Raw genomic sequence first — 21,085 nt, 5'->3', positions numbered from 1 at the left:
GGCCGGAGGCCCGGACGCGATGCGGATGACGCGGTACGCGCCGGTCGGCCGGGACCCGGCGCGGGTCCCCGGATCACCGCCGTCGCGGGCGGGACCGGGCGGAGCCGGAGTGCCGAGGGCCTCAGTCAGCGGGCCTCTTCGGCGGTCGGGTCAGCGACAGAGGGCGCTGGAGGTGCGCCGGTAATCCACGTAGCGGCAGACCACACCGGGGTGCGTCGAATGCATGCCCGTATCCTCACGGCCCGCTGCCGCACTGTCAATGGACACCTCTTGGTGTCTCATTGGCCGAGACCCTGACGACCTGCGCTTTCGCCTTTCGTCTTCAACTCGCTTCAGGGACAGGCTCGTCGGGATGCCGCCACAGCGGGCCGTTTCCCGTGTCGGTCCGCACGGCTTCCGAAGGCGGTTTCCTCTCCTCGGTGAGCAGGGCGAGTTCGGGCCCGGTCAGGCTCCGCCAGCGCTCCAGCGCCGCCGTCGCGGACAGCCGTACGGAGGTGAGTGGCAGGGGCCCGCCCGCCGCCGTGCGGGCCGCGTCGAGACAGGTCTCGACGGACCGCCAGCCCGGTACGCACACCCGGCCGCCAGGACCGTCGAACAGCAGAGTCGGCAGGGCGTACCGCCGGCAGTCGCCGACTTCCTTCGCCCGGCCCGGGTGCGGTCCCGGCTCGTCGAGATCCAGCACCGCGGCGACCGGCCGCCGGGTCTCCGCCCAGTCGGCGCGGACCGCCTCCCGGGTCGCCGGTGCGGCCAGCTCACTCAGCAGCCGGCCGGTGTCGAGGCCGGGTACACCGCGTACGGCGGCGAGGACGCCGTCCGCCGTGTCGGCCGGAGTACCGAGCACGAATGTGCTCTCGCGCAGGCGCCGCAGGACCTGTTCGGCGATCTCGGGCCCTTGCGACTGGGCCGCCTTGGCGGCGAGGGACGCGGGCCAGCTACTGCGTGTCAGCCAGCGCAACCGCCGCGCGTACGGAGCCTTGGTGTGCGCCGTCACCTCGCGGATGAACTGCTCGTACCACCGGGCCTCGGCGTCGGGATCCGGAGCGGGATCGTCGTCCTCGTCGAAGAGGATGCCGAAGACCCGGCGCCATCGCGCGCTCGGCCCGAGCGTGTGTCTGAGCAGCCGGAAGGACGGCTCGGAGCCCCAGGCCCAGGGACAGGCCGGATCGGTGAACTCGGTGACGCTGAGCAGCGGTCGCGCCGCGGCCGGCTCGGAACCGGCCGGCGGCCCGGAGCCGTCCACGGCCGCGCGCTTCCCGGCCGCAGGCTCGCCGGTCATGCGTGAACGGCCGGTGCGGAGCCGTGTGCCGGGACTCCGCCCGGCGCGGGCCCTGGGCCGCCGCCGTCGCTCCGAGCGCCCTCCGCGGCCAGTGCGGCGATGGTGGTACGGCCGAGTACGGACTGCGCCGCCGCCTCGACCGCGCGCCACAGATCCGGCAGTCCCTGGGCCGCGCCCGGATACCGGAGTGTGTCCGGCCGCTCGCCGCGCAGGGTCAGGAACTCGCCGTCGACCGCCGTCATCACGTCGGCCACACTGATCGCGGTCGCGTCGCGGCCGATCCAGTAACCGCCCTCGCAGCCCCGCTGACTGCGGACGAGTCCGGCCTGCCGCAGATCGCGGAAGACCGATTTGAGGAAGCGGAACGGAATGTCCTGGGACGACGCGATGCCCTCACAGGTCAGGGGCCGGCCGCTGTCGGCGGCGAGTTCGACCAGCGCCCGAACCGCGTAGTCCGCCTTCGCCGAGATCTGCATCTGCACCGTCTCCCCGAGGTTTCCGTATCTGTCCCATGCCCGCCGCGAGCCGGGAACGACCAGCTCGGCGGTAATGGATACATCTTGACATCCATTCGCCGCGCTCTCTACGGTCGATGACAGGACCTCGCGCCCGCAGTCCGCGCGGGCAGCCCCGACGAGCAGGATTCCCATGGCCACGCACACTCCGTCCGCGCCCAGGCCCGACGAAGCCGGCTCCGCACCGTCCTGTCCGCCCGCCGGACACGACGCGTTCCATCCCGACCTCCCGGACCATGATCACGGCCGCGCGGCCGAGGACAGCGCGCTGCCTCTGCGGGCCCGTCTCCATCACATCCGTGCCGACGCGCTGGACGGCGACACCGCGCAGAGCGGCGGAATGCGGCGCTTCGCCGCGATCAGCGGGAACAGCGTCGGCTCGGAGCGCATCTGGATGGGCCAGACGCATGTCGCTCCTCGCACCGCGTCCTCCAACCACCACCACGGCGCGTCGGAGACAGCGATCCATGTGGTGAAGGGCCATCCGGAGTTCGTGTTCCTCGACGACTCCGGCGGTGCGCCCGAGGAGATCCGGATCCGCACCTCGCCCGGCGACTACATCTTCGTACCGCCCTATGTCCCGCACCGCGAGGAGAATCCCAGCCCGGACGACGAGGCGGTCGTGGTGATCGCCCGCAGCACGCAGGAGGCGATCGTGGTCAACCTCGCCGAGCTGTACGTCCTCGGCGAGGCCGACGCAGGCTGACGCGCGCCCGCGCCACCTCAAACAGCCGTCTCGATCAGCCGCCGGTGCCCCGCCCGGAGAGCTCACGGACCGTCGCCATGTCGCTGAACGGCAGCAGTTTCTCGCCGACGATCTGATACGGCTCGCTGCCCTTGCCCGCGATCAGCACGATGTCCTCCGGCTCCGCCGCCGACAGGGCGAAGCCGATCGCCCGACGGCGGTCGGCCAGCCGCTCGAACGGAGTGCCGGTGGCCGTGATACCCGGGGTGATCTGGTCGAGGATCGCGCCGGGATCCTCATCGCGCGGGTTGTCGGAGGTGAGTACGCACAGATCGGAGTGCGTCCCCGCGATCTCGCCCATCCTGGCGCGCTTGGTGATGTCCCGGTCGCCGCCGCAGCCGAAGACCGTGATGATCCGGCCCCGGGCGAAGCCGCGGATGGTGGAGAGCACCTTGTCCAGCGAGTCCGGGGAGTGCGCGTAGTCCACGATGACGGAGGTGCCCCGCGGTGTCTCGAAACGCTCGAACCGGCCCGGGACGGGCGGCATCCGGTCGAGTGCGCCGACCAGTCCGCGCAGATCGTGCCCCAGCAGATGGCAGGCGGCCACCGTGGCAAGGGCGTTGGCCACCGAGAACCGGCCGGGCACGGGGATCGCCGCCGGGTATTTGCGGCCTTCGTGGTGCAGGGTGAACCGGGTACCGAAGGCGTCCATGGTGAGGTCCGTCGCCCGGTAGTCCGCCTCGGCGTCGAGGGCGTACGTCGTCACGGCCCCGGGCATCAGCGCGCCGATTCCGGCGCCGACCGGATCGTCCACGTTGACCACCGCGCGCCGGCAGAGCCCCTGGAACAGCCGGAGTTTGGCGTCCCGGTAGTTCTCCATCGTTCCGTGGTCGTCGAGATGATCCTGCGTCAGATTGGTGAAGATACCGATGTCGATGTACGAGTGGTCCACCCGGTGCGTCAACAGGCCCATCGAGGTGGCCTCCAGGACCACGGTGCCCACGTCACGGTCCCGCATGTACCCGAGCAGATACTGGAGGTCCGGCGACTCGGGCGTGGTCAGCACCGAGCGCGGCATGGGGATCAGTTCGTCGCCGATCCGGCTGCCGGCCGTCCCGATGACTCCGACCGTGGCGCGCTCGGCGATCCGCAGTACGGACTCGACCATGTACGACACCGAGGTCTTCCCGTTGGTGCCGGTGACGGCCACCATGTCCATGCCCCGCCCGGGCTCTCCGTAGTACCGGGAGGCGACGACCGCCGCCGTCGTACGCGTGTCCCGTACGCGGACCACGCACACGTCCGTGTCGGTCCACACCGACGCGGGAAGGTCCGGCGCGCCGGCATCGACCAGCACCGCCACCGCGCCGCGCGCGAGCGCCGGCCCCGCGGCCCCGGGACCGCCCTCGCGGTGGCCGGGCACCGCGATGAACAGCGAGCCCGGTGCGACCCGGTGGGCGTCGAAGCAGATGCCCGCGGTGATCGCCGTCTCCGGATCGCCCCGCAGGATCTCGTGGTCGTGCCCGGCGAGCAACTCACTCAGTTTCACAGGGATCCTCTCAAGGACGCGGCGGCGGCCGGTCTCCGGACGGATGCCGGAAGGCGCCGGCCGCGCGCTGTGGCGTCGCGGGACATGGTGGGGTGCTGGTGGTGCGAACAGCCGCGGACAGGTACGGCGGGCGGCGTTCCGCGGTGTTCCGCGCGGTGTCCCGGGAAGGAACGGGCGGGAGAAGTCCACGAGTGCGGCCGGGCCGCGCCTTCGACGACGAGAAGCGTCAGCCGTGGCCGTGCAGCGCGCGGCAGCCGGTCTCCGGAGCGGATTCCGGTCCTGGGCACGCGGCGGTCGCGGCCCCGGCGACGGAGCACAGCGCGGAGGAGGCCTCTCGCGGGCACTGCCTCGTCGCACGGGTGCAAGCCATGTGGTGAGTGTACGGGCAGCCGGGCGCTCCGGGTTCCGTACGGGAGCCGGTGAGAAACCGGGCGCGGAGGCACGGAGTGGGCCGAGGACGCCGGTTCCGGCCGCCGGAACGCGCTCGCCGGGCGGGCCGCGCACGGCGGCCCGCCCGGCGAGCGGCGGTGAATCGGCCGGTGTCAGACTCCCTGGCCGGAGCCGGTGCCCGCGGCCGCCTTGATGCCACGGGTGATGTCGTCCATCACGGACAGCTTGGGCGCCTTGTCATTGACGTCGAATCCGGAGCGCACGATGACCAGCATGTCCGGGGATGTGGGCGACGGGAAGGCGAGCGACTGCACATAGCCGTCGTCGCCCTTGCTCGTGACGACCTTCCAGCGCACCAGGTAGCCCTTCTGCCCGGCGACGGTGACCGCTTCGGACTTGAGCTGCTGGTGCGAGGAGATCTCGCCGTAGATCTTGCCGCCGTAGGACTCCTTGGCGTTGGCCTCGATGTCCTTCTCGGCGGACGCCTTGGCCGAGGCGCCGCCGATCTTGAGCACGGCGGCGGGAGAGGAGAAGACTCCGCCTCGCACACAGATCTCGGACGGATCCCCGGGGCAGGCGTAGTTCCCGGTCGTCACTCCGGCGCCGATGGGCCCGGACTCGCCGGTCCAGCCGTCCGGTACCGGAATGCTGATCCCGCTCGCCGCGTCGGTGGCGTAGCCGTCCTCGGTTCCCGGCTGGCGGGGCGCGCCGCTCTCGCCGTCGCCGGGGCGCCGCGGCCCGTCGGGCTCCGGATTCTGCGGGCCGGGCCGCGAAGGGGCCGCGGAGGGAACCGTCGCGTCGCGGCCGGCCGCGCTGTTGTCGTCGCTGCCGCGGCCGAGCAGATAGAAGCCACCCGCGATGGCCAGCACGACGACCACGGCGGTGATACCGACGGCTGTCCGCCGGCCCCGGCCGCGCGCGCCGGGCGGCGGAGCCATGGGATAGGGCGGCGCGCCCACGGGAAGGGGCGGCGCGGCCGGCTGCCCCCAGGCCGGCGCGGAACCGGCACGGACCTCGTCGGTCCAGGCCGAGCCGTCCCACCATCGTTCCTGACGGGGACCGTCACCTGAGTGCCCTGGATCGGGATACCAGCCGGGCGGAGTCGTATACGTCACGGCTCTCACCTTAAGCACATTGTCTGAACGCCTGCTGAGAGCCCCATGAGAATCAGCGCGACGGTCGGTCCGGCGGAGCCGGGCGGGACCGCTCATCCACGCCCTGCTGTGCTGGGCCGGGCACGATGCCGCGTACGACACCGAGGGACAGCAGATCCTGTGGGCGCAGCCGGAGCTGGTCGGCCGTCGAGCGGGTCTGGTCCGGGGTTCGTTTGAGGATGGCCGTGGCGAGTTCGGGTGCGATGACGGAGAAGTAACTGTCGTTGGTGGCCCAGGTGTTGCCGGGCGCCGACAGGGCGAGCGCGCCGCCCGAACCGCCTTCTCCGATCAGCAGCGAGGTGATCGGCACCCGCGCGGTGGCCACCGCCGCGAAGAGGTCCGCGATGGCGCTGCCCGCTCCCGCGCGCTCGGCCTCGGCGTCATTGGCCGCTCCGGGTGTGTCCACGAGGGTCAGCACGGGAATGCCCAGCCGGTCGGCGAGACGGATCAGCCGGGCGGCGGTGCGATAACCGGCCGGGAGGGTGGCGGTGCCGAGCTGGGCCGCGTATGCGACGGTACGGCCTTCGCGCAGGCCGAAGCCGCACAGCATGCCGGGATCCGTACCGCCGCAGCGGTCGCCGCTGATCGACTCGCGCCGGCTGAAGTAGGCGTCCAAATAAGCTCCGGCGTGCGGCCGTTCGGGCGAACGCGTCCGGAGGACCGCGTCCCAGCCGGTGGCGGGCAGCCCGGCGCCGCCGAGGCCGTCGGGAGGCTGCACCGGGCCCGCGCCGTCTCGTGTGCCTCGTGTCAGCAGTGTCAGCCAGCGGCCGACGGTGGCACGCAGCTCGTCCTGGCGCACCACCGCGTCGATATGGCCGGCGGCGAGCTGTGCCTCCGCCGTGTAGGCGTACGGATCGGCGTCCGGCGGGCGCACCCGCGACCCGGCGAAGCCGATCTGGGCGCCGGGCAGCGCCAGCACGATGTCCGCGCCCGCGCCCAGCGTGGCCCAGCCGCCGCCGGCCGTCGGATCGCGCACCACCGCGAGCTGAGGCAGCCCGGCGGCCCGCGTCAGCGCGGACTGCCGCGCCACCCGCTGGAGTTGGAGCAGCGCGCGCATACCTTCCTGCATCCGGCTGCCGCCGGTCGCGATCAACGAGACGACCGGCAGGCCCTCCTCGCGCGCGTGGATGTACGCGGCCTCCAGCCGGTCGCCCGTACGCTCGCCCAGCGATCCGCCGAGAAAGCCGAACTCGAACGAGATCAGTACCGCGTCGGTGGTGCCGATCCGCCCGGTGCCGCAGACAACGGACTCGCTCTCGCCGGTGCGCTCCGCGGCCCGTGCGCGCGAGGCGTCGTAACCCTCCCAGCCGAGAGGCCCGTCCGGTCCGGAGGACCGGCCCGCCGGTTCCTCCGGCGCGGGCAGTTCCGTGAAGGCGGCGGGCCCGGTCACGGCGGTGATCGCCGCACGCGCGCTCATCCGCTCAGTCATGGAGCGCCCGCTTCATGATCTTGCCCATGTCATTGCGGGGCAGTGCGTCCAGATAGCGCACGGCGCGCGGCCGTTTGTGCGCGGCGAGCTGCGCCGCCACATGGTCGGCCAACTCCTCTGCGGACGGCGGGTCGTCGGGACGCGCCGGGACGATCCAGGCGACGATCCGCTCGCCCAGGTCCGCGTCGGGCTCGCCGGTCACGGCCGCCTCCCGTACTCCGGGATGGTCCAGCAGCGCGTTCTCGATCTCGCCGGCGCCGATCTTGTATCCGCCGCTCTTGATCAGGTCGGTGGCCTTGCGGCCGACGATACGGAGGTAGCCATCCGGGTCGCGGATCGCCATGTCGCCCGTCCGGAACCAGCCCTCGGTGAAGGCCGCCTCGGTCGCGTCGGGCCGGTTCAGATACTCCGTGAACAGGTTCGGGCCGCGGACCTGGATCTCGCCGGCCGTCTCACCGTCGTACGCCTCGATCGGATCGCCCGACTCGTCGACCAGCCGCAGCTCGACGCCTCGGAGCGGTACGCCGACCGTACCGGCGCGTGGTTCACCGTCCGCGCGGACGCTGGTGTTCATCAGGGTCTCCGTCATGCCGTAGCGCTCGATGACGCGGCGGCCGGTGGCCGCGGCGATCCGCCGGTGGTCGCGCACGGGCAGCGCGGCGGATCCGGAGACCAGCAGCCGCGCACCGGCCAGGGCCTTGGCGAGCCCGGGGTCGTCGGCGACCGCCTCGGCGACGCGGTGGTACATCGTCGGCACTCCGAAGAACATGGTGGCGCCCGAGGAGAGCTCACGGGCGACGCCCTCGATGTCGAACCGGCCGAGATGGCGCACCGATCCGCCACGGCGCAGCGGACCGAGAATGCCCAGGATCAGGCCGTGGACATGGAAGAGGGGCAGGGCGTGGACGAGTACGTCGTCGGCCGTCCACTGCCAGGCGTCCTCCAGCGCGTCCAGGGTGGCGGTGAGGGCGCGGCGCGGCAGGACCGCGCCCTTCGGCGGGCCGGTGGTGCCGGAGGTGTAGACGATCAGCGCGGGAGACTCCGGGGAAGGCTCGGGCGGAAGGCCGGTCCGGTGCCCGGCGGGCAGTTGGGCCGGAAGCGCCGCCGACGGACCGAGCGCGTCCAGGCGTTCCAGCGCGGCCAGGGCCGGCGGCAGTACGGCATCCTGTCCGGCCACGACGAGTGTGGGCGCGCTGTCGGCCACGACATGGGCCAGTTCCCGCTCACCGCTTCTGGGATTGACCGGTACGACGGGCACGCCGGCCAGCAGCGCGGCCACGACAGCCACCGCCGTGTCGAGGGTCGGCGTGGCCCAGACGGCGACGCGACGCGCGCCGGCGATCCTGGCGGCCAGGGAACCGGCGGCGTCCGCCAGTTCGGCGTGGGTGAGAGTGCGGTCGCCGAACCGGAGGGCCGGCCGGTCCGCGCGGGCGGCGAGGGCCGGGAAGAAGGGGGACACGCGTCGTTCTCCTTGCTGTCGACGAGTCAGGCCGGTCAACCCGAAGCCTGGCACGACCAGTACAAGCCGGCCGGCGGCGGGTGCCAACGCCACCACGGCGCCTCCGGGCACCGAACGCGGACCGGTTCCGTGCCGCGCGACGATCGCCACGGCCGCCGGAGAGACGGCGCCAATGGCCGTCGGTGCTTCCTCGGGGCGTCCTCGGAGTTGTCCTCGGGCGCACAAGAGAGCCCCGGCTGGTTCGGGGGATGCCAGCCGGGGCCGATCAGGTGTGGTCGCGAAGGGTGGTCGCCTCGCGGCGAAAGGCTCCATGGGGCTTCAGCCGAACGATCGTCCCCATGGGCCACGGTTGAGGCCCGGGGACACTGTCCCCTTCGCGACCACGTATGGATGAACGCTCAACCACGGCTCGCTGTTCCACGCCTCCACGGCCGCACCGTGTGAACTGCGCCACCGCCGAGGCCGGCGTCCGGCGGGCCGGATTCCGCGGCCGTCAGTTCAGGATGTCGGGGTCCGGGCCGGTGCGCAGGCCGCGGTCGAGCGAGGCCAGCGCGTCCATGTCTCCGGATGAGAGCTCGAAGTCGAAGATGTCGATGTTCTCGCGGATGCGGGAAGGCCTGACGGACTTGGGGATCACGATGTTCCCGAGCTGGAGGTGCCAGCGCAGCACCGTCTGCGCGGGCGTTTTCTGGTGCCGGCGCGCCACTTCGACGAGCGCCTCCTCCTGGAGCAGCGCGCCCTGGGCCAGCGGGCTCCACGCCTCGGTCGCGATGCCGTGCCGGGCCTGGAAGGCCCGCAGCTCGGCCTGCTGGAGAGCGGGATGCAGCTCGACCTGGTTGACGGCCGGCACCACGTCGGTCTTGTCCAGCAGGCGCCGGAGATGGGCGGGCTAGAAGTTGGACACACCGATGGCCCGGGTCCGGCCGTCCGCCAGCAGCTTCTCCATCGCCCGCCAGGTGTCGACGTAGAGGCCGCGCGCCGGAAGGGGCCAGTGAATGAGGTAGAGGTCCACCTGGTCCAGGCCGAGTCTGGCCAGGCTGGTGTCGAACGCGGCCAGCGCCGACTCGTAGCCCTGGTTGTCGTTCCACAGCTTGGTGGTGATGAAGAGCTCGTCGCGCGGCAGGCCCGAGGACGCGACGGCGCGGCCGACGCCCGCCTCGTTGCCGTACGCGGCGGCGGTGTCGATGCTGCGGTAGCCCGCCTCCAGCGCGGCCAGGACCGCGTCGGTGGTCTGATCGTCGTCGATCTGGAAGACGCCGAAGCCGAGCTGCGGGATACGCACGCCGTTGTTGAGTGTGACGTCGGGGACGGAAGTCATGATGTTCCCTTCTTTCGCTGGGATCGGCGGACGCGGCGGCTACCACGTTTCCATGCCGTCCTCAGGCGCGCTCTCCGGAAACGCCCGGTGACGGACGGCGCTGGGACACCACGGCGAGGCGGAGCGCGGGCCCGGTCGGCGGAGTCGGCGGCTGATCTGCTCGTACACGCGAAAGGGCCGGGCAGCACCCTCTCGGGGTGCTGCCCGGCCCGGTGGCTCGGAGCGGCTCGGCTCAGCCGGCGGCCGCGCCGGTCAGCTCCGTGTCTCCGTACGACGTGTGCCATAGCGGCGCTCGAAGCGCTCTATCCGGCCGGCGGTGTCCACCACACGGGTGTTGCCGGTGTAGAAGGGGTGGCTCGCGGAGGAGATCTCCACGTCGATGACGGGATACGTGTTGCCGTCCTCCCACTCGACACTCCGCGTCGAGTCCGCGGTGGAGCGGGTCAGGAAGGCGGTTCCCGCGGCGCGGTCCCTGAAGACGACCGGACGGGAAACGGGGTGGATACGAGGCTTCATGCGAATTTCCTTCCTCGGTGCGGAGCGGGACGGCCGGGCCGTTGCGTTCGGCCGGACTCGGGTCAGCGTTCCTCGCGGAACAGCACGTGCTGGCCGATCGTGGGGTCGTACTTGCGCAGCACCATGCGATCGGGGTCGTTCCGGCGGCTCTTACGGGTCACATAGGCGTGGCCCGTGCCCGCTGTGGAACGGAGCGTGATGACCGGGCGGGCCTCACTGCGTGCCATGAGGTTCTCCAGACGTTGTATCCGGACATCGCCTTCGAACCGGAGCCGATGTCGTTACCGTCAAGCTGTACGAGGGGGTAACGCGACCGTCCTCGGTGGCATTCCCGCCAGGTCTCCACTCCAGGAACAAGGGACACTGGGCTTGTCGCGCCCCTCGCGGTCCGCCGCGGAATGAGCCCGCGGCTGCGCGAGTTCTTCCCTTCGGACCTGGCGGGACGCGGGCCCGAAGGCCACTGGGAACGTCCTCGTCGGCAGGACGCAGAGAGCAGGAAGCAGGCGGCACTCATGGGTGAGTTGATCCTGGTACGGCACGGAGAGACCGCCTGGTCCCGGTCCGGCCGGCACACCAGTTATACGGATCTTCCCTTGACGGAGTACGGCGAGCGCGAGGCGCGCTCCGTGGCGCCTCTGCTGGCCGACCGCCGGATAGGGCTCGCTCTGGTCAGCCCGATGGCTCGCGCGCGGCGTACGGCCGAGCTGGCCGGCCTGGGCGATCTCCGTATCACCGCGGATCTGCACGAGTGGGACTACGGCGGGTACGAGGGCATCACGACCGCCGAGATCCGGCGCACTCGCCCGGACTGGGATCTCTGGACCGACGGGGCCGTCCCCGGGCCGGACGGCCATGCCGGAGAGGCTCCCGCGGAGGTCGGTGAGCGCGCGGACCGGGTCCTGAGCGAGGCCATGGACGCTCTTCGTTCGAGCGACGACGATGTCGCACTGGTCGCGCACGCGCACTTCCTCCGCGTGCTCACCGCGCGCTATCTCGGGCTGTCGCCCGCCGCCGGATCCCTGTTCCAGCTCGCCACCGGAACCCTCTCGCGCCTCGGCACCGAGCACGACCGACCGGTGGTCACCGCATGGAATGTGGCGATTCCGGAGAGCGTTCTGCGCGCGGCGTCACGGGAGAGGGAAACCGCGGTCTGAGCCGCCGTGACTGCCTGAGCCACCCGAAGTGCCCGGCGCGGCTCCGGCTTTCCGAGTGACGCACGACGGTGGCGCCCGACGCCCATGGGCCGGGCTTGCCGCCTCAGAATCGCCCGAGGTCGGACGAGAACCAGTGCTCGGGCCGCATATGGATGATGACCTGCTCGCCGTGCTCGCGCCAGGCCACATCGACATAGGCGTCGACCTTGTCGGCCGGAAGATAGCGCGCCGACATCTCGTGGAGCCGCTCCCGGGTGCCGGTGTCCGTGGCGGCGACGGGTCCCTCGACGGACACATACCGGACGGTGGGCTCGACGCGGTCGACCAGCAGGGAGAACCGGCCCGCCTCGCCGATCAGCCGGCTCTTGCGCGAGTGCCGTCCGGTGAGGATCCAGACGCCTCCGCCGGGCTCGTACTGGTACCAGATGGGGACCGTGAGCGGAGCCCGTCCGTCCGGTGCGTTCACCGCCAGCGCGGCGACATGTGGTTCGGCCAGGAACCGCTCGCGCTCTTCTCTGGTCAGGGCCACCGAGATCTCCTCCGTCGATCCGATCTGTCACATCCGCCTCATCCGTCCCATAGAAGACGGCTCCCCCAGCATGGCCAGCCGTTCCCGTCCCGGTCCCGCGACGCGCCCGTCAACAGGCGCGGAAGCGCCGTTTATCCAGTTTGATCATGGGTAACCGCAGCCAGCGCCACGGCGCCGATGGAGCCGTTGTCAGGCAGGAGGCAGACACCATGAGCCACTCGGGAGATACGAGTACCGGGACCATCACCACGAAGGTCCCCGCGAGACTCGACCGTCTTCCCTGGTCACGATGGCATTGGATGATCGTGATCGGTCTGGGGACGGTATGGATCCTCGACGGTCTGGAAGTGACCGTCGTCGGCAATATCGCGAGCCGCCTCTCGGAGGACGGCAGCGGGCTGCCGATCTCGGACGCCCAGGTCACGGGCATGGCCGCCGCTCTCTATGTGGCCGGAGCCTGCTCCGGCGCGCTGTTCTTCGGCTGGCTCACCGACCGGTACGGCCGCAAGAAGCTCTTCCTCATCACGCTCGCCGTCTATCTGGCGGCGACCGCGGCGACCGCGCTGTCCTTCTCGGTCTGGTGGTTCTTCCTCTTCCGCTTCCTCACCGGTTTCGGCATCGGCGGTGAGTACGCGGCCATCAACTCGGCCATCGACGAACTGATTCCCAGCAAGTACCGCGGCCGCGTCGACCTCATCATCAACGGCAGCTACTGGCTGGGCGCCGTGGGCGGCGCGCTGCTGTCGGTCCTGGCCCTCAACACCGACATCTTCCCCAAGGATCTCGGCTGGCGGCTCACCTTCGCCCTGGGCGTCGTCCTCGGTCTGGTCATCCTGCTGGTCCGCCGCCATGTGCCGGAAAGCCCGCGGTGGATGTTCATCCACGGCCGCTCGGAGGGCGCGGACGAACTCGTCAGCCAGGTGGAGCGGGAGATCGAGGCGGAGACCGGCAGCAGACTGCCCGAGCCCAAGAGCGCCCTCACCATCGAGCAGCGGCGCTCCATCGGCTTTGTCGAGATCGCCAGGACGCTGTTCCACGACTATCCCAAGCGGGCGGTCCTCGGGCTCTCGCTCTTCGTCGGCCAGGCGTTCCTCTACAACGCCATCACCTTCGGCTTCGGTTCGATCCTGGTGAAGTTCTTCGACATCTCCAGCGGCTCCACCGGCTATTTCTTCGCCGCCATCGCGTTCGGCAACTTCCTCGGACCACTGCTGCTCGGCCGCTTCTTCGACACAGTGGGCCGCAAGCCGATGATCGCGGGCACCTATATCGTCTCCGGGCTGCTGCTCTTCCTCACCGCGTGGTTCTTCAACAACGGCTGGCTCAACGCGACCACCATGACCGTCTGCTGGGGCGTGGTCCTCTTCTTCGCCTCGGCCGGTGCGAGTTCCGCGTATCTCACGGTCAGCGAGATCTTCCCGATGGAGACCCGCGCGATGGCGATCGCCTTCTTCTACGCCATCGGTACGGCGGCGGGCGGTATTTCCGGGCCGCTGCTCTTCGCCGGTCTCACGGAGAGCGGAGTCGTCGGCGACGCGGTGATCGCGTTCTGTGTCGGCGCCTCGCTGATGGTGCTCGCCGGTCTGGTGGCCGTCTTCTTCGCCGTCGCCGCCGAGGGCAAGTCCCTTGAGGACATCGCCGAGCCGCTGTCCGCGCGGCGAGCGGCGGACGGGGACAAACCGAGCACGCGGGCGGTCTGACCCGGCAGGACGGACCGGTCGGGCCTGACGGACCGGACAGCTCGGACAAGACGGCGGGCGCCGGTCCGGTGGAAGGGAATTCCACCGGACCGGCGCCCTGTTGTCCGCGCCTTCGCGGGACGGCGCTCCGCCCTAGGCGGGGAGGATGTTCTCCGCCTGCGGGCCCTTCTGGCCCTGCGTGACGTCGAAGGTGACCTTCTGGCCCTCCTGCAGCTCACGGAAGCCGGACGTCGCGATGTTCGAGTAGTGCGCGAACACGTCGGGGCCGCCGCCGTCCTGCGCGATAAAGCCGAAGCCCTTTTCCGAGTTGAACCACTTCACTGTTCCACTGGCCATGACAAGTCTCCGTTTCAAGGGACGCGTGGTTCCCGCACGGCGCGGGAACCGGAGGTGATCGCCCTGGTCCGCAGAGACGCTGAACAGCACAAACGCCCGTGACGGCACGTCACGGGCGAGCGGTACTTCGGAACCACGACAGCTGATCAAGACGCTACATGGCCCGAAGCGATACAGCCACAGGAACGGCCAACTCTTGCCTCTGTGCCGCCTATCGGACCGCGATTGGCGCACTGTCAGCCGTTCTCATCTTCAGGCTACCTGTCCAGTTGGTCTGTATGATGGCGGCCATGCCCCCGGAATCCACATCAGAGTCGGCAGCGGCGCCGGACGAGAACCACGCGTCCGCCTCGGCGGTCGATCTCGCCCTCGCCGTCGACCGGCTGCGCGGCCGGCTGCGCCAGGAGTCCGGTCTCGCCTCCTCCCCGTGGAGCCGGAGCCAGTTGGCCGCCCTCAAGCGCGTGGTGTCCGGGCCGCCGTGTACGACGAGCGATCTGGCCGCTTCCGAGTACATGCGGCCGCAGTCGATGGCACAGATCGTGTCGGCGCTGGAGGACGGCGGCCTGGTGACACGCCACCAGGACCCTCGGGACGGCCGCAGAATGCTGATCTCCGCGACCGAGAGGGGCCGCGAGGTCGTACGGTCCGCGCTGGCGACGCGGGAGGCGTGGCTGTCCCGGGCCGTCGCGGAGGGCCTGGACGACCTGGACCGCGACGCGCTTCCGGAGGTCGTACGGATCCTTGAACGCCTCGCCGACTGGGCCGTACCGCCCGTAACCCACCGAGCGCCCGCCTCGGCGCCGTCCGGCCGACCCGGTCACTCGCCGGGGCCCGCGCCCCACTGACCGGCTCCGTGCGTGCGGGCCCGTGGCCACGGTACGCGTACCGTGGCCACGGGCCCGAGTGAAGCAGGTGTCCGACGCTCGCCGGTCCTACCAGCGGTGGTGGACCGAGGCGCGAAGGCGGCGGTCGTACAGCTCCTGTACGGCGTCCAGAGTCGGCTGCGGCAGCGGCGCGAGAGCGGCGGCCGCCGCGTTGGCGCGGGCCTGCTCCACGGAGCGGGCACCGGGAATGACACTGCTGACACCGGGCTGCTGAATGATCCAGCGCAGCGCGGTCTGGGCCGGAGTGGCTCCTTCGGGAGCCAGCTCGGCGAACTCGACGGCCGCCGCCAGTCCCGTCTCGTAGTCGATGCCGGAGAAGGTCTCGCCCTGGTCGAAGGCCTCACCGTGACGGTTGTACGAACGGTGGTCGTCGGCTGCGAAGACCGTGTCCTTGGTGTACTTCCCGGACAGCAGACCGGAGGCGAGCGGCACGCGCGCGATGATGCCGACGCCCGCCTCACGGGCGGCGGGCAGCACCTCTTCCAGCGGCTTCAGCCGGAACGGATTGAGGATGATCTGCACACTGGCGACACCGGGACGCGCGATGGCGGCGAGCGCCTCGGCACAGGTCTCGACGCTCACCGCGTAGGCCGCGATCCGCCGCTCCGCCACCAGCGTGTCGAGCGCGTCGAAGACCGCGTCGGACGAGTACACGCTCGTCGGCGGGCAGTGGAGCTGTACGAGGTCAAGGGTGTCCACGCCCAGATTGGCCCGCGAACGGTCGTTCCAGGCACGGAAGTTGTCCAGAACGTAGTTCTCCGGCACCTGGTCGGCGCGCCGGCCCATCTTCGTCGCGACGAACACACCGGCGTCCGGACGGTCCTTCAGATACCGGCCGATGAGCTGCTCGCTGCGGCCGTCCCCGTACACGTCCGCCGTGTCGAAGAAGGTGACACCCGACTCGACCGCCGCGTCCAGGACGGCGAACGCGTCCGACTCGGCCACATCGCCCCAGTCGGCTCCGAGCTGCCATGTCCCCAGTCCGACGACGGAGACTTCTTGTCCCGTCCTGCCCAATACACGCTGTTCCATACGGATGATATTACGTCGGCGCCCGCCCGTAATTAATTTTGCAGATCATGCACTTTTGCATAGTCTGCAAGATGTGACGAATGAAGGTGCCGCGCCCGGCCTCCGGGAGCGCAAGAAGCAGGCCACTCGCGCGGCGCTGGCCGAGGCGGCCGTGCGGCTGGCCGCCGAGCACGGCGCCGAGCACGTCACCGTCGAGGCGATCAGCGAGGCGGCCGGTGTTTCACCGCGTACGTTCTTCAACTACTTCGAGAGCCACGACGACGCCTTCGTCATGATCGACCGCGAGGTCGGTGAGCGAGTGCGGCGCGCCGTGCGCGAGGCACCGGCCGGTCTGCCGCCGCTCGACGTCCTGCGCGAGGCGCTCGCCACCGAACTCGCCGATGTGGAGGAGCGCCAGGAGCTCTGGAGCCTGCGGGCCAAGGTGTTCCAGCGCTCACCGCATCTGCTGGTCCGCGGCCTGGGCGCGCACATGGCCGAGGAGCTCGAACTGGCCGAGGCCCTCGCCGACCGGCTCGGTTCAGGCGCGACGCCAGGCTCCGGGCCGGCACATCTCGATCTCTACCCACGGCTGCTCGCCGCCGTGGCCGGGACCGCCGCACGGGTCGCCATCGAGCACTGGTGCGCCCAGGCTCCGGCCGTCTCCTTCCCGGATGTGTTCCGGCGCGTCTTCACCCATCTCGCGGCGGGGCTTCCCGAACCGCCGGCCGACCGCTGACTTCTGTTTCCCACCCAGCCGATCCCACGGATTTCCAAGAAGGACACCTTGAGTACAATCGAGGCGCCTGAGCAGGCGCCGACCTCCATGTCCAACCGGCAGATACTCCAGGCCATGTCCGGGCTGATGGCCGGGATGTTCGTCGCCATCCTGGCCGGCACGGTGGTGGCCAACGCCCTGCCTCGCATCATCGCCGACCTCGGCGCCAGCCAGTCCTCCTACACCTGGGTCGTCACCGCCGAGCTGCTCGCCATGACGGCGACCGTGCCGCTCTGGGGCAAGCTGTCCGACCTCTACAACAAGAAGCTGCTGCTTCAGCTCTCGCTGGCCATGTTCGTGGTCGGATCCCTGCTCGCCGGCTTCTCGCAGGGTGTCGGTCTGCTCATCTTCAGCCGGGTCGTCCAGGGCATCGGAGCCGGCGGTCTGACCGCGCTCGCCCAGGTCGTCATGGCCGCGGTCATCCCGCCTCGGCGACTGGGCAAGTACGCCGGTATCTTCGGCGCCGTCTTCGCCGTCGGTACGGTCGCCGGTCCGCTGGTCGGAGGTGTTCTGGTGGACACCTCGTGGCTGGGCTGGCGCTGGTGCTTCTTCATCGGAGTGCCGTTCGCGCTGGCCGCGATCCTGCTGTTGCAGCGCACACTCAAACTGCCGACGATCCGCCGTGATGTGAAGATCGACTTCCTGGGCGCCTTCCTGCTTGTCGCGGGCGTCTGCGCGCTGCTGGTCTGGACCTCGCTGGCGGGCAACCGGTTCGACTGGGCGTCCTGGCAGACGGCGGCGCTGACCGGTACGGGTGTCGTCCTGCTGGTGGCCGCGGTCTTCGTGGAGTCCCGCGTCCCCGAACCGATCATCCCGCTGACCATCTTCCGCAACCGGACCGTCTCACTGACCACCATCGCCAGCCTGCTGGTCGGTGTGGCGATGTTCGGCGGCACGGTCTTCCTCTCGCAGTACTTCCAGATCGCGCTCGGCAAGTCTCCGACCGTCGCCGGGCTGATGAGCCTCCCGATGATCCTCGGTCTGCTGGTGTCCTCCACCGTGGCCGGCCAGATCATCAGCGCCACCGGCAAGTGGAAGGTCTATCTGGTGGCCGGCGGCGTCATCATGACGGCGGGTCTCGGCCTGCTGGCCACCATTGACGCCGACACGGGCTTCGGTCTGCTCAGCCTCTACATGGCCGTGCTCGGCATCGGCGTCGGCCTGCTGATGCAGAACCTGGTCCTCGCGGCACAGAACGACGTGCCGGCCACCGAGCTGGGCGCCGCCACGTCCGTCCTGTCGTTCTTCCGCAGCATGGGCGGCACGATCGGCACCAGCGTGCTCGGCGCGGTGCTGGCCAACCGGGTGGCGGACGAGATGTCCAAGAGCCTGGGCGAGAGCGGTCAGGCGGCATCCGGCTCGGGCGAGACGACCGTACCGGACATGTCCACCCTGCCCGCGCCCATGAGGGAGATCGTGGAGAACGCCTATGGCCTCGCCACGGCGGAACTGTTCCTGGTGGCCGCGCCGTTCGCCGCTCTGGCGCTGGTCGCGGTGCTCTTCATCAAGGAGAAGCCGCTCAAGACGACAAGCGGCCTGGAGCGGCTCGCCGAGGAGAGCAAGCAGCCCGACGCCGGCGACGGCGACGGCGCCAAGGCCGCGCCCCCCGCTCCGGTGGGCTGATCCGGAGTCCTGGTCCGGCACGCTCCACATCGCCGGCCCCGGCCGCGCCCTCATGGGTGCGGCCGGGGCCGGCGCCGTACGGTGAGCCGCGCGAGTCTCCGGCTCAGTGCTCGTCCCAGTGGCCCTCGTGTTCGGCGTGCCGGTGGCCGTCGTGCACGTAGTCGACATGGCCCCGGTGAGGCACCGCGGCGTGCCCGCATCCATCGCCGTGCTCATGCGTGTGACCGCTGTGCGGCGTGTGGCCGTGGGCGTCGCACTCGTCCACATGGTCCTCGTGGATCTGATGCAGATGGCCGTCGTGCGCGTAGTCCACATGATCGCCGTGCGGAACGGCCACATGGCCGCAGCCGGCCCCGTGCTGATGGGTGTGGTCCGGGTGAGGGGCGTGTGCAGTCGTCATGGCTCTCTCCGGGTCGCTCTTCGAAGGCCGGCCGCGCCCGGTCCGCCGGCGCCACTGGCCTGATTCGCCACCCCAACGAGCCGTACGACGCCGCGTCACCCCAGGCGTGGCATTCGGGTGTGTGAACCAGCCTCGCAATCGTGAGCGGGCGCGGCAGAGCGCCCGCCTTCCCCGGAGCCACTCGGGGAGGGCGGGCGCGCGTCCGGCCGCCGGAGCTCAGACGCCGTACGGGCGCACCGTGGCGGCGGGGCCGGAGCCGGTACCACGGCCGTGCAGGACCAGGGCGCGGGCGAGGAAGCCCAGCGCCGCCGTGCAGACCAGGGTCCGCATGATGTTGGTCGCCACCCAGGTGTCCTTGAACTTGTCGACGATGGAGAAGTCCGTCATCTTGGCGGGGTCGCCGGCGCCGGCCAGCTCGTTGTTGAGCGGGATGTTGACGCTGAACGTGATGATCAGGGCCACCAGGTAGAGCACGGCCGCCGCCCCGATCCACAGCGCGGCGGCGCGCCGGCCCTGCCGGTGTTCCAGGATCACCGCGACGCCCGTCGCCAGCAGCGCTCCGACGAAGACCATGCCGAACAGACCACTGCCGTCGATCAGCGCGTTGAAGTTCTGCATCGCGGCCACGTAGGTACGGTCGTCGGTCTTCGCCAGACCCGGCATGACCGAGATGTCGAACGCGAAGAAGAGGCCCGCCATGAGCCCCATCGTGACGGTGGCGATCATCAGCAGCGGTCCGGCCGCCTTGCTGCGGCGCACGGGCGGCGCGGCCGCGGGTGCCGGCGGGTAGGCCGCGTAGGGGTTGGGGGTTCCGGTCGGGTTGAAGCTCATGGGACTTCCTTGTCTGGTGGTCGAAGCCGTCCGATGCGAGGTGATCCGGCGGCCGCCACGGTGTCGTCGCCGACGCCGCCGCCGAGGTGTGACACGGCGATGGGTCTTCCCCGTAGGTGGCCCGACGGCCCCGGCCACCGCGATCCGCTCGCGCCGGACACGGATCGTCGACGCCCGCCGGTGTCAGAGCGTCCGCGCGGCCCCTGGTCCGCTTCCCCGGGCAATTCTCATGTTCTGCGTCATGAGACCAGTCAAGTCCAGTGCGGTGAGACGGTACATAGCCATGAAGCTCAGGTCCATGTTTCTGCGTCCAAGCCGTTGTCGGTGCGCTCCGCCGGCTCGGAGCCGGGCCAGGGAGCCGGGCCCAGCGATGATGGCAGGCCGGGTGACGGCCTGCCAGATCGCCTGGACTCGTCCTCGACCGGGTCTCCAGTGCGGCGGGAAGCCGTCCGGAGGGAGAGCGGAACGGTGTGCGGCCAGAGGCAGTCGAGCCGCTCGCCGGCCGTCAGCGCGGCGTGGCGGCCAGCGCCGGACCGCGCCGCCCGGTGACGCCCAGGTTCTGGTGGATCTCCATCGTCGCCGTGGAGCGGTTGAGAGTGATGTAGTGCAGGCCGGGAGCGCCTTCGGCGAGGAGTCGTTCGGCCATGGCCGTGGCGTACTCGACACCGATGCGGTGACCGTCCGCCGGACGGTCGCGGGCCGCCTCCAGCCGCTGGGCCAGGGCCTGCGGGAACCGGGCGTCGCTGAGTTCGGCGAAGCGGCGGATCTGCCGTACATCGGTGGCCGGCATGATCTCCGGGATGATCGGCGTCGTGCAGCCCGCTGCCGCGAGCCGGTCACGCAGCCGCAGATAGTCGTCCACGTCGAAGAACATCTGGGTGATGGCGTAGTCGGCGCCCGCCCGGCATTTCGCGACGAAGTGGCGGATGTCGCTGTCCCAGTCGGGCGAGCGCGGATGGCGCTCGGGGAAGGCGGCCACGCCGACGGTGAAGTCTCCCAGTTCCCTGATCAGACCGACCAGTTCACTCGCCTGGGCGAAGCCCTCCGGATGGCGGACCCACTCACCGCGCGGGTCACCGGGCGGATCGCCGCGCAGGGCGAGCACGTCCCGGATCCCGGCGTCCGCGTACTGGCCGATGATGTGCCGCAGTTCGGCGACGGAGTGGCCGACCGCGGTGAGGTGGGCGACCGGACGCAGCGTGGTTTCGGCGGCGATGCGCTTGGTGACCTCGATCGTCCGGTCGCGCGACGAGCCGCCGGCGCCGTATGTGACGGAGACGAAGGACGGCGCGAGCGCCTCGATACGCCGGATCGCGTTCCAGAGCGTGCGCTCACCCGCCTCGGTCTTCGGCGGGAAGAACTCGAAGGAGTACGAGCGCCGGCCGTCGGCCGGCAGGCCGCGCGGGCCGGGCCGGGGATGCTGGGGACGGTCTGCGGTCTCTCCCGCCATGGCAGGGTCCTTCCTGGAGTCGCTCAGTGCGTGGGTGGGCACGGTCCGCACACAGTAGCCGTGCTGCGACGCGCTTCCGGAGGCATGACCACGGATTGATC

At 70.7% G+C, this 21,085-nt stretch carries 20 protein-coding genes and 1 pseudogene; 6 read left to right on the top strand and 15 right to left on the bottom strand.

What is annotated here, in order from left to right; all coding sequences use genetic code 11:
* Window positions 1-322 precede the first annotated feature (322 nt).
* Complete coding sequence (locus PV679_RS05505; protein ID WP_319678880.1) at window positions 323-1,276, bottom strand: DsbA family protein; 954 nt, start codon at window positions 1,274-1,276, stop codon at window positions 323-325.
* Window positions 1,273-1,752 (bottom strand): Rrf2 family transcriptional regulator, encoded by a 480-nt coding sequence (locus tag PV679_RS05500; RefSeq protein ID WP_319678879.1) that lies wholly within the window; start codon window positions 1,750-1,752, stop codon window positions 1,273-1,275. The genes PV679_RS05505 and PV679_RS05500 overlap by 4 nt, the downstream gene beginning before the upstream one ends.
* Window positions 1,753-1,924: 172 nt before the next feature.
* Between PV679_RS05500 and PV679_RS05495 the strand changes: the two genes are divergently transcribed.
* On the top strand, window positions 1,925-2,497 hold the full coding sequence (locus tag PV679_RS05495; RefSeq protein WP_319678878.1) for a cupin domain-containing protein: 573 nt from the start codon (window positions 1,925-1,927) through the stop codon (window positions 2,495-2,497).
* Window positions 2,498-2,531: 34 nt separating this feature from the next.
* Here PV679_RS05495 and PV679_RS05490 read toward each other — a convergent pair whose 3' ends face one another.
* The 7 genes and pseudogenes from PV679_RS05490 to rpmG all read right to left on the bottom strand — a co-directional run bounded on the left by PV679_RS05490 (window position 2,532) and on the right by rpmG (window position 10,518).
* Window positions 2,532-4,025 carry a UDP-N-acetylmuramoyl-L-alanyl-D-glutamate--2,6-diaminopimelate ligase gene (locus tag PV679_RS05490; RefSeq protein WP_319678877.1) on the bottom strand — a complete coding sequence of 498 codons (1,494 nt, stop codon included), beginning with the start codon at window positions 4,023-4,025 and terminating at the stop codon, window positions 2,532-2,534.
* Between the two features lie 542 nt (window positions 4,026-4,567).
* Window positions 4,568-5,530, bottom strand: a complete 963-nt coding sequence (locus PV679_RS05485) for a DUF2510 domain-containing protein (protein ID WP_319678876.1) — start codon at window positions 5,528-5,530, stop codon at window positions 4,568-4,570.
* Between the two features lie 52 nt (window positions 5,531-5,582).
* Window positions 5,583-6,998, bottom strand: a complete 1,416-nt coding sequence (locus PV679_RS05480) for a carboxyl transferase domain-containing protein (RefSeq protein ID WP_319678875.1) — start codon at window positions 6,996-6,998, stop codon at window positions 5,583-5,585.
* Window positions 6,991-8,457, bottom strand: a complete 1,467-nt coding sequence (locus PV679_RS05475) for an acyl-CoA synthetase (RefSeq protein WP_319678874.1) — start codon at window positions 8,455-8,457, stop codon at window positions 6,991-6,993. Before PV679_RS05475 ends, PV679_RS05480 begins: the two co-directional genes overlap by 8 nt.
* A 493-nt stretch (window positions 8,458-8,950) precedes the next feature.
* Window positions 8,951-9,775, bottom strand: a pseudogene (locus PV679_RS05470) (aldo/keto reductase).
* A gap of 252 nt (window positions 9,776-10,027) precedes the next feature.
* Complete coding sequence (locus PV679_RS05465) at window positions 10,028-10,291, bottom strand: type B 50S ribosomal protein L31 (RefSeq protein WP_319678873.1); 264 nt, start codon at window positions 10,289-10,291, stop codon at window positions 10,028-10,030.
* A gap of 62 nt (window positions 10,292-10,353) precedes the next feature.
* Window positions 10,354-10,518: a 50S ribosomal protein L33 gene (gene rpmG / locus PV679_RS05460; protein WP_319678872.1), complete on the bottom strand. Its 165-nt coding sequence runs from the start codon at window positions 10,516-10,518 to the stop codon at window positions 10,354-10,356.
* Window positions 10,519-10,803: 285 nt separating this feature from the next.
* Here rpmG and PV679_RS05455 point away from each other — a divergent pair, with 285 nt between their 5' ends.
* Window positions 10,804-11,445 carry a histidine phosphatase family protein gene (locus tag PV679_RS05455; RefSeq protein ID WP_319678871.1) on the top strand — a complete coding sequence of 214 codons (642 nt, stop codon included), beginning with the start codon at window positions 10,804-10,806 and terminating at the stop codon, window positions 11,443-11,445.
* 103 nt (window positions 11,446-11,548) lie between these two features.
* Here the strand turns inward: PV679_RS05455 and PV679_RS05450 are convergent, their stop codons facing one another.
* Entirely contained in the window at window positions 11,549-11,974 is a 426-nt protein-coding gene (locus tag PV679_RS05450) for a pyridoxamine 5'-phosphate oxidase family protein (RefSeq protein WP_319678870.1), read from the bottom strand.
* A gap of 209 nt (window positions 11,975-12,183) precedes the next feature.
* Between PV679_RS05450 and PV679_RS05445 the strand changes: the two genes are divergently transcribed.
* Entirely contained in the window at window positions 12,184-13,674 is a 1,491-nt protein-coding gene (locus PV679_RS05445) for an MFS transporter (RefSeq protein WP_319678869.1), read from the top strand.
* 132 nt (window positions 13,675-13,806) lie between these two features.
* On the opposite strand, the gene PV679_RS05440 is transcribed toward PV679_RS05445, so the two are convergent.
* Window positions 13,807-14,010, bottom strand: a complete 204-nt coding sequence (locus tag PV679_RS05440) for a cold-shock protein (protein WP_167022364.1) — start codon at window positions 14,008-14,010, stop codon at window positions 13,807-13,809.
* 290 nt (window positions 14,011-14,300) lie between these two features.
* Here PV679_RS05440 and PV679_RS05435 point away from each other — a divergent pair, with 290 nt between their 5' ends.
* Entirely contained in the window at window positions 14,301-14,855 is a 555-nt protein-coding gene (locus PV679_RS05435) for a MarR family winged helix-turn-helix transcriptional regulator (RefSeq protein WP_319678868.1), read from the top strand.
* A gap of 87 nt (window positions 14,856-14,942) precedes the next feature.
* Here PV679_RS05435 and PV679_RS05430 read toward each other — a convergent pair whose 3' ends face one another.
* Complete coding sequence (locus PV679_RS05430) at window positions 14,943-15,926, bottom strand: aldo/keto reductase (protein WP_319678867.1); 984 nt, start codon at window positions 15,924-15,926, stop codon at window positions 14,943-14,945.
* Between the two features lie 64 nt (window positions 15,927-15,990).
* Between PV679_RS05430 and PV679_RS05425 the strand changes: the two genes are divergently transcribed.
* Together PV679_RS05425 and PV679_RS05420 are read left to right on the top strand one after the other, a co-directional pair.
* Complete coding sequence (locus tag PV679_RS05425; RefSeq protein WP_319679017.1) at window positions 15,991-16,641, top strand: TetR/AcrR family transcriptional regulator; 651 nt, start codon at window positions 15,991-15,993, stop codon at window positions 16,639-16,641.
* Window positions 16,642-16,728: 87 nt separating this feature from the next.
* Window positions 16,729-18,303: an MDR family MFS transporter gene (locus PV679_RS05420; RefSeq protein WP_416069661.1), complete on the top strand. Its 1,575-nt coding sequence runs from the start codon at window positions 16,729-16,731 to the stop codon at window positions 18,301-18,303.
* Between the two features lie 103 nt (window positions 18,304-18,406).
* Here the strand turns inward: PV679_RS05420 and PV679_RS05415 are convergent, their stop codons facing one another.
* From PV679_RS05415 to metF, 3 genes are all read right to left on the bottom strand, one after another.
* Window positions 18,407-18,703 (bottom strand): hypothetical protein, encoded by a 297-nt coding sequence (locus PV679_RS05415; protein WP_319678865.1) that lies wholly within the window; start codon window positions 18,701-18,703, stop codon window positions 18,407-18,409.
* Window positions 18,704-18,919: 216 nt separating this feature from the next.
* Window positions 18,920-19,534, bottom strand: a complete 615-nt coding sequence (locus PV679_RS05410; protein ID WP_319678864.1) for a DUF1772 domain-containing protein — start codon at window positions 19,532-19,534, stop codon at window positions 18,920-18,922.
* A gap of 505 nt (window positions 19,535-20,039) precedes the next feature.
* Window positions 20,040-20,984: a methylenetetrahydrofolate reductase [NAD(P)H] gene (metF, locus tag PV679_RS05405; protein WP_319678863.1), complete on the bottom strand. Its 945-nt coding sequence runs from the start codon at window positions 20,982-20,984 to the stop codon at window positions 20,040-20,042.
* Between the last annotated feature and the right edge of the window lie 101 nt (window positions 20,985-21,085).

It is taken from the genome of Streptomyces sp. AK02-01A (genome assembly GCF_033795305.1).
Lineage (GTDB): Bacteria > Actinomycetota > Actinomycetes > Streptomycetales > Streptomycetaceae > Streptomyces.
Note: the sequence above shows the minus strand (reverse complement) of the source record. Positions and strands in the feature narration are given on the sequence as shown.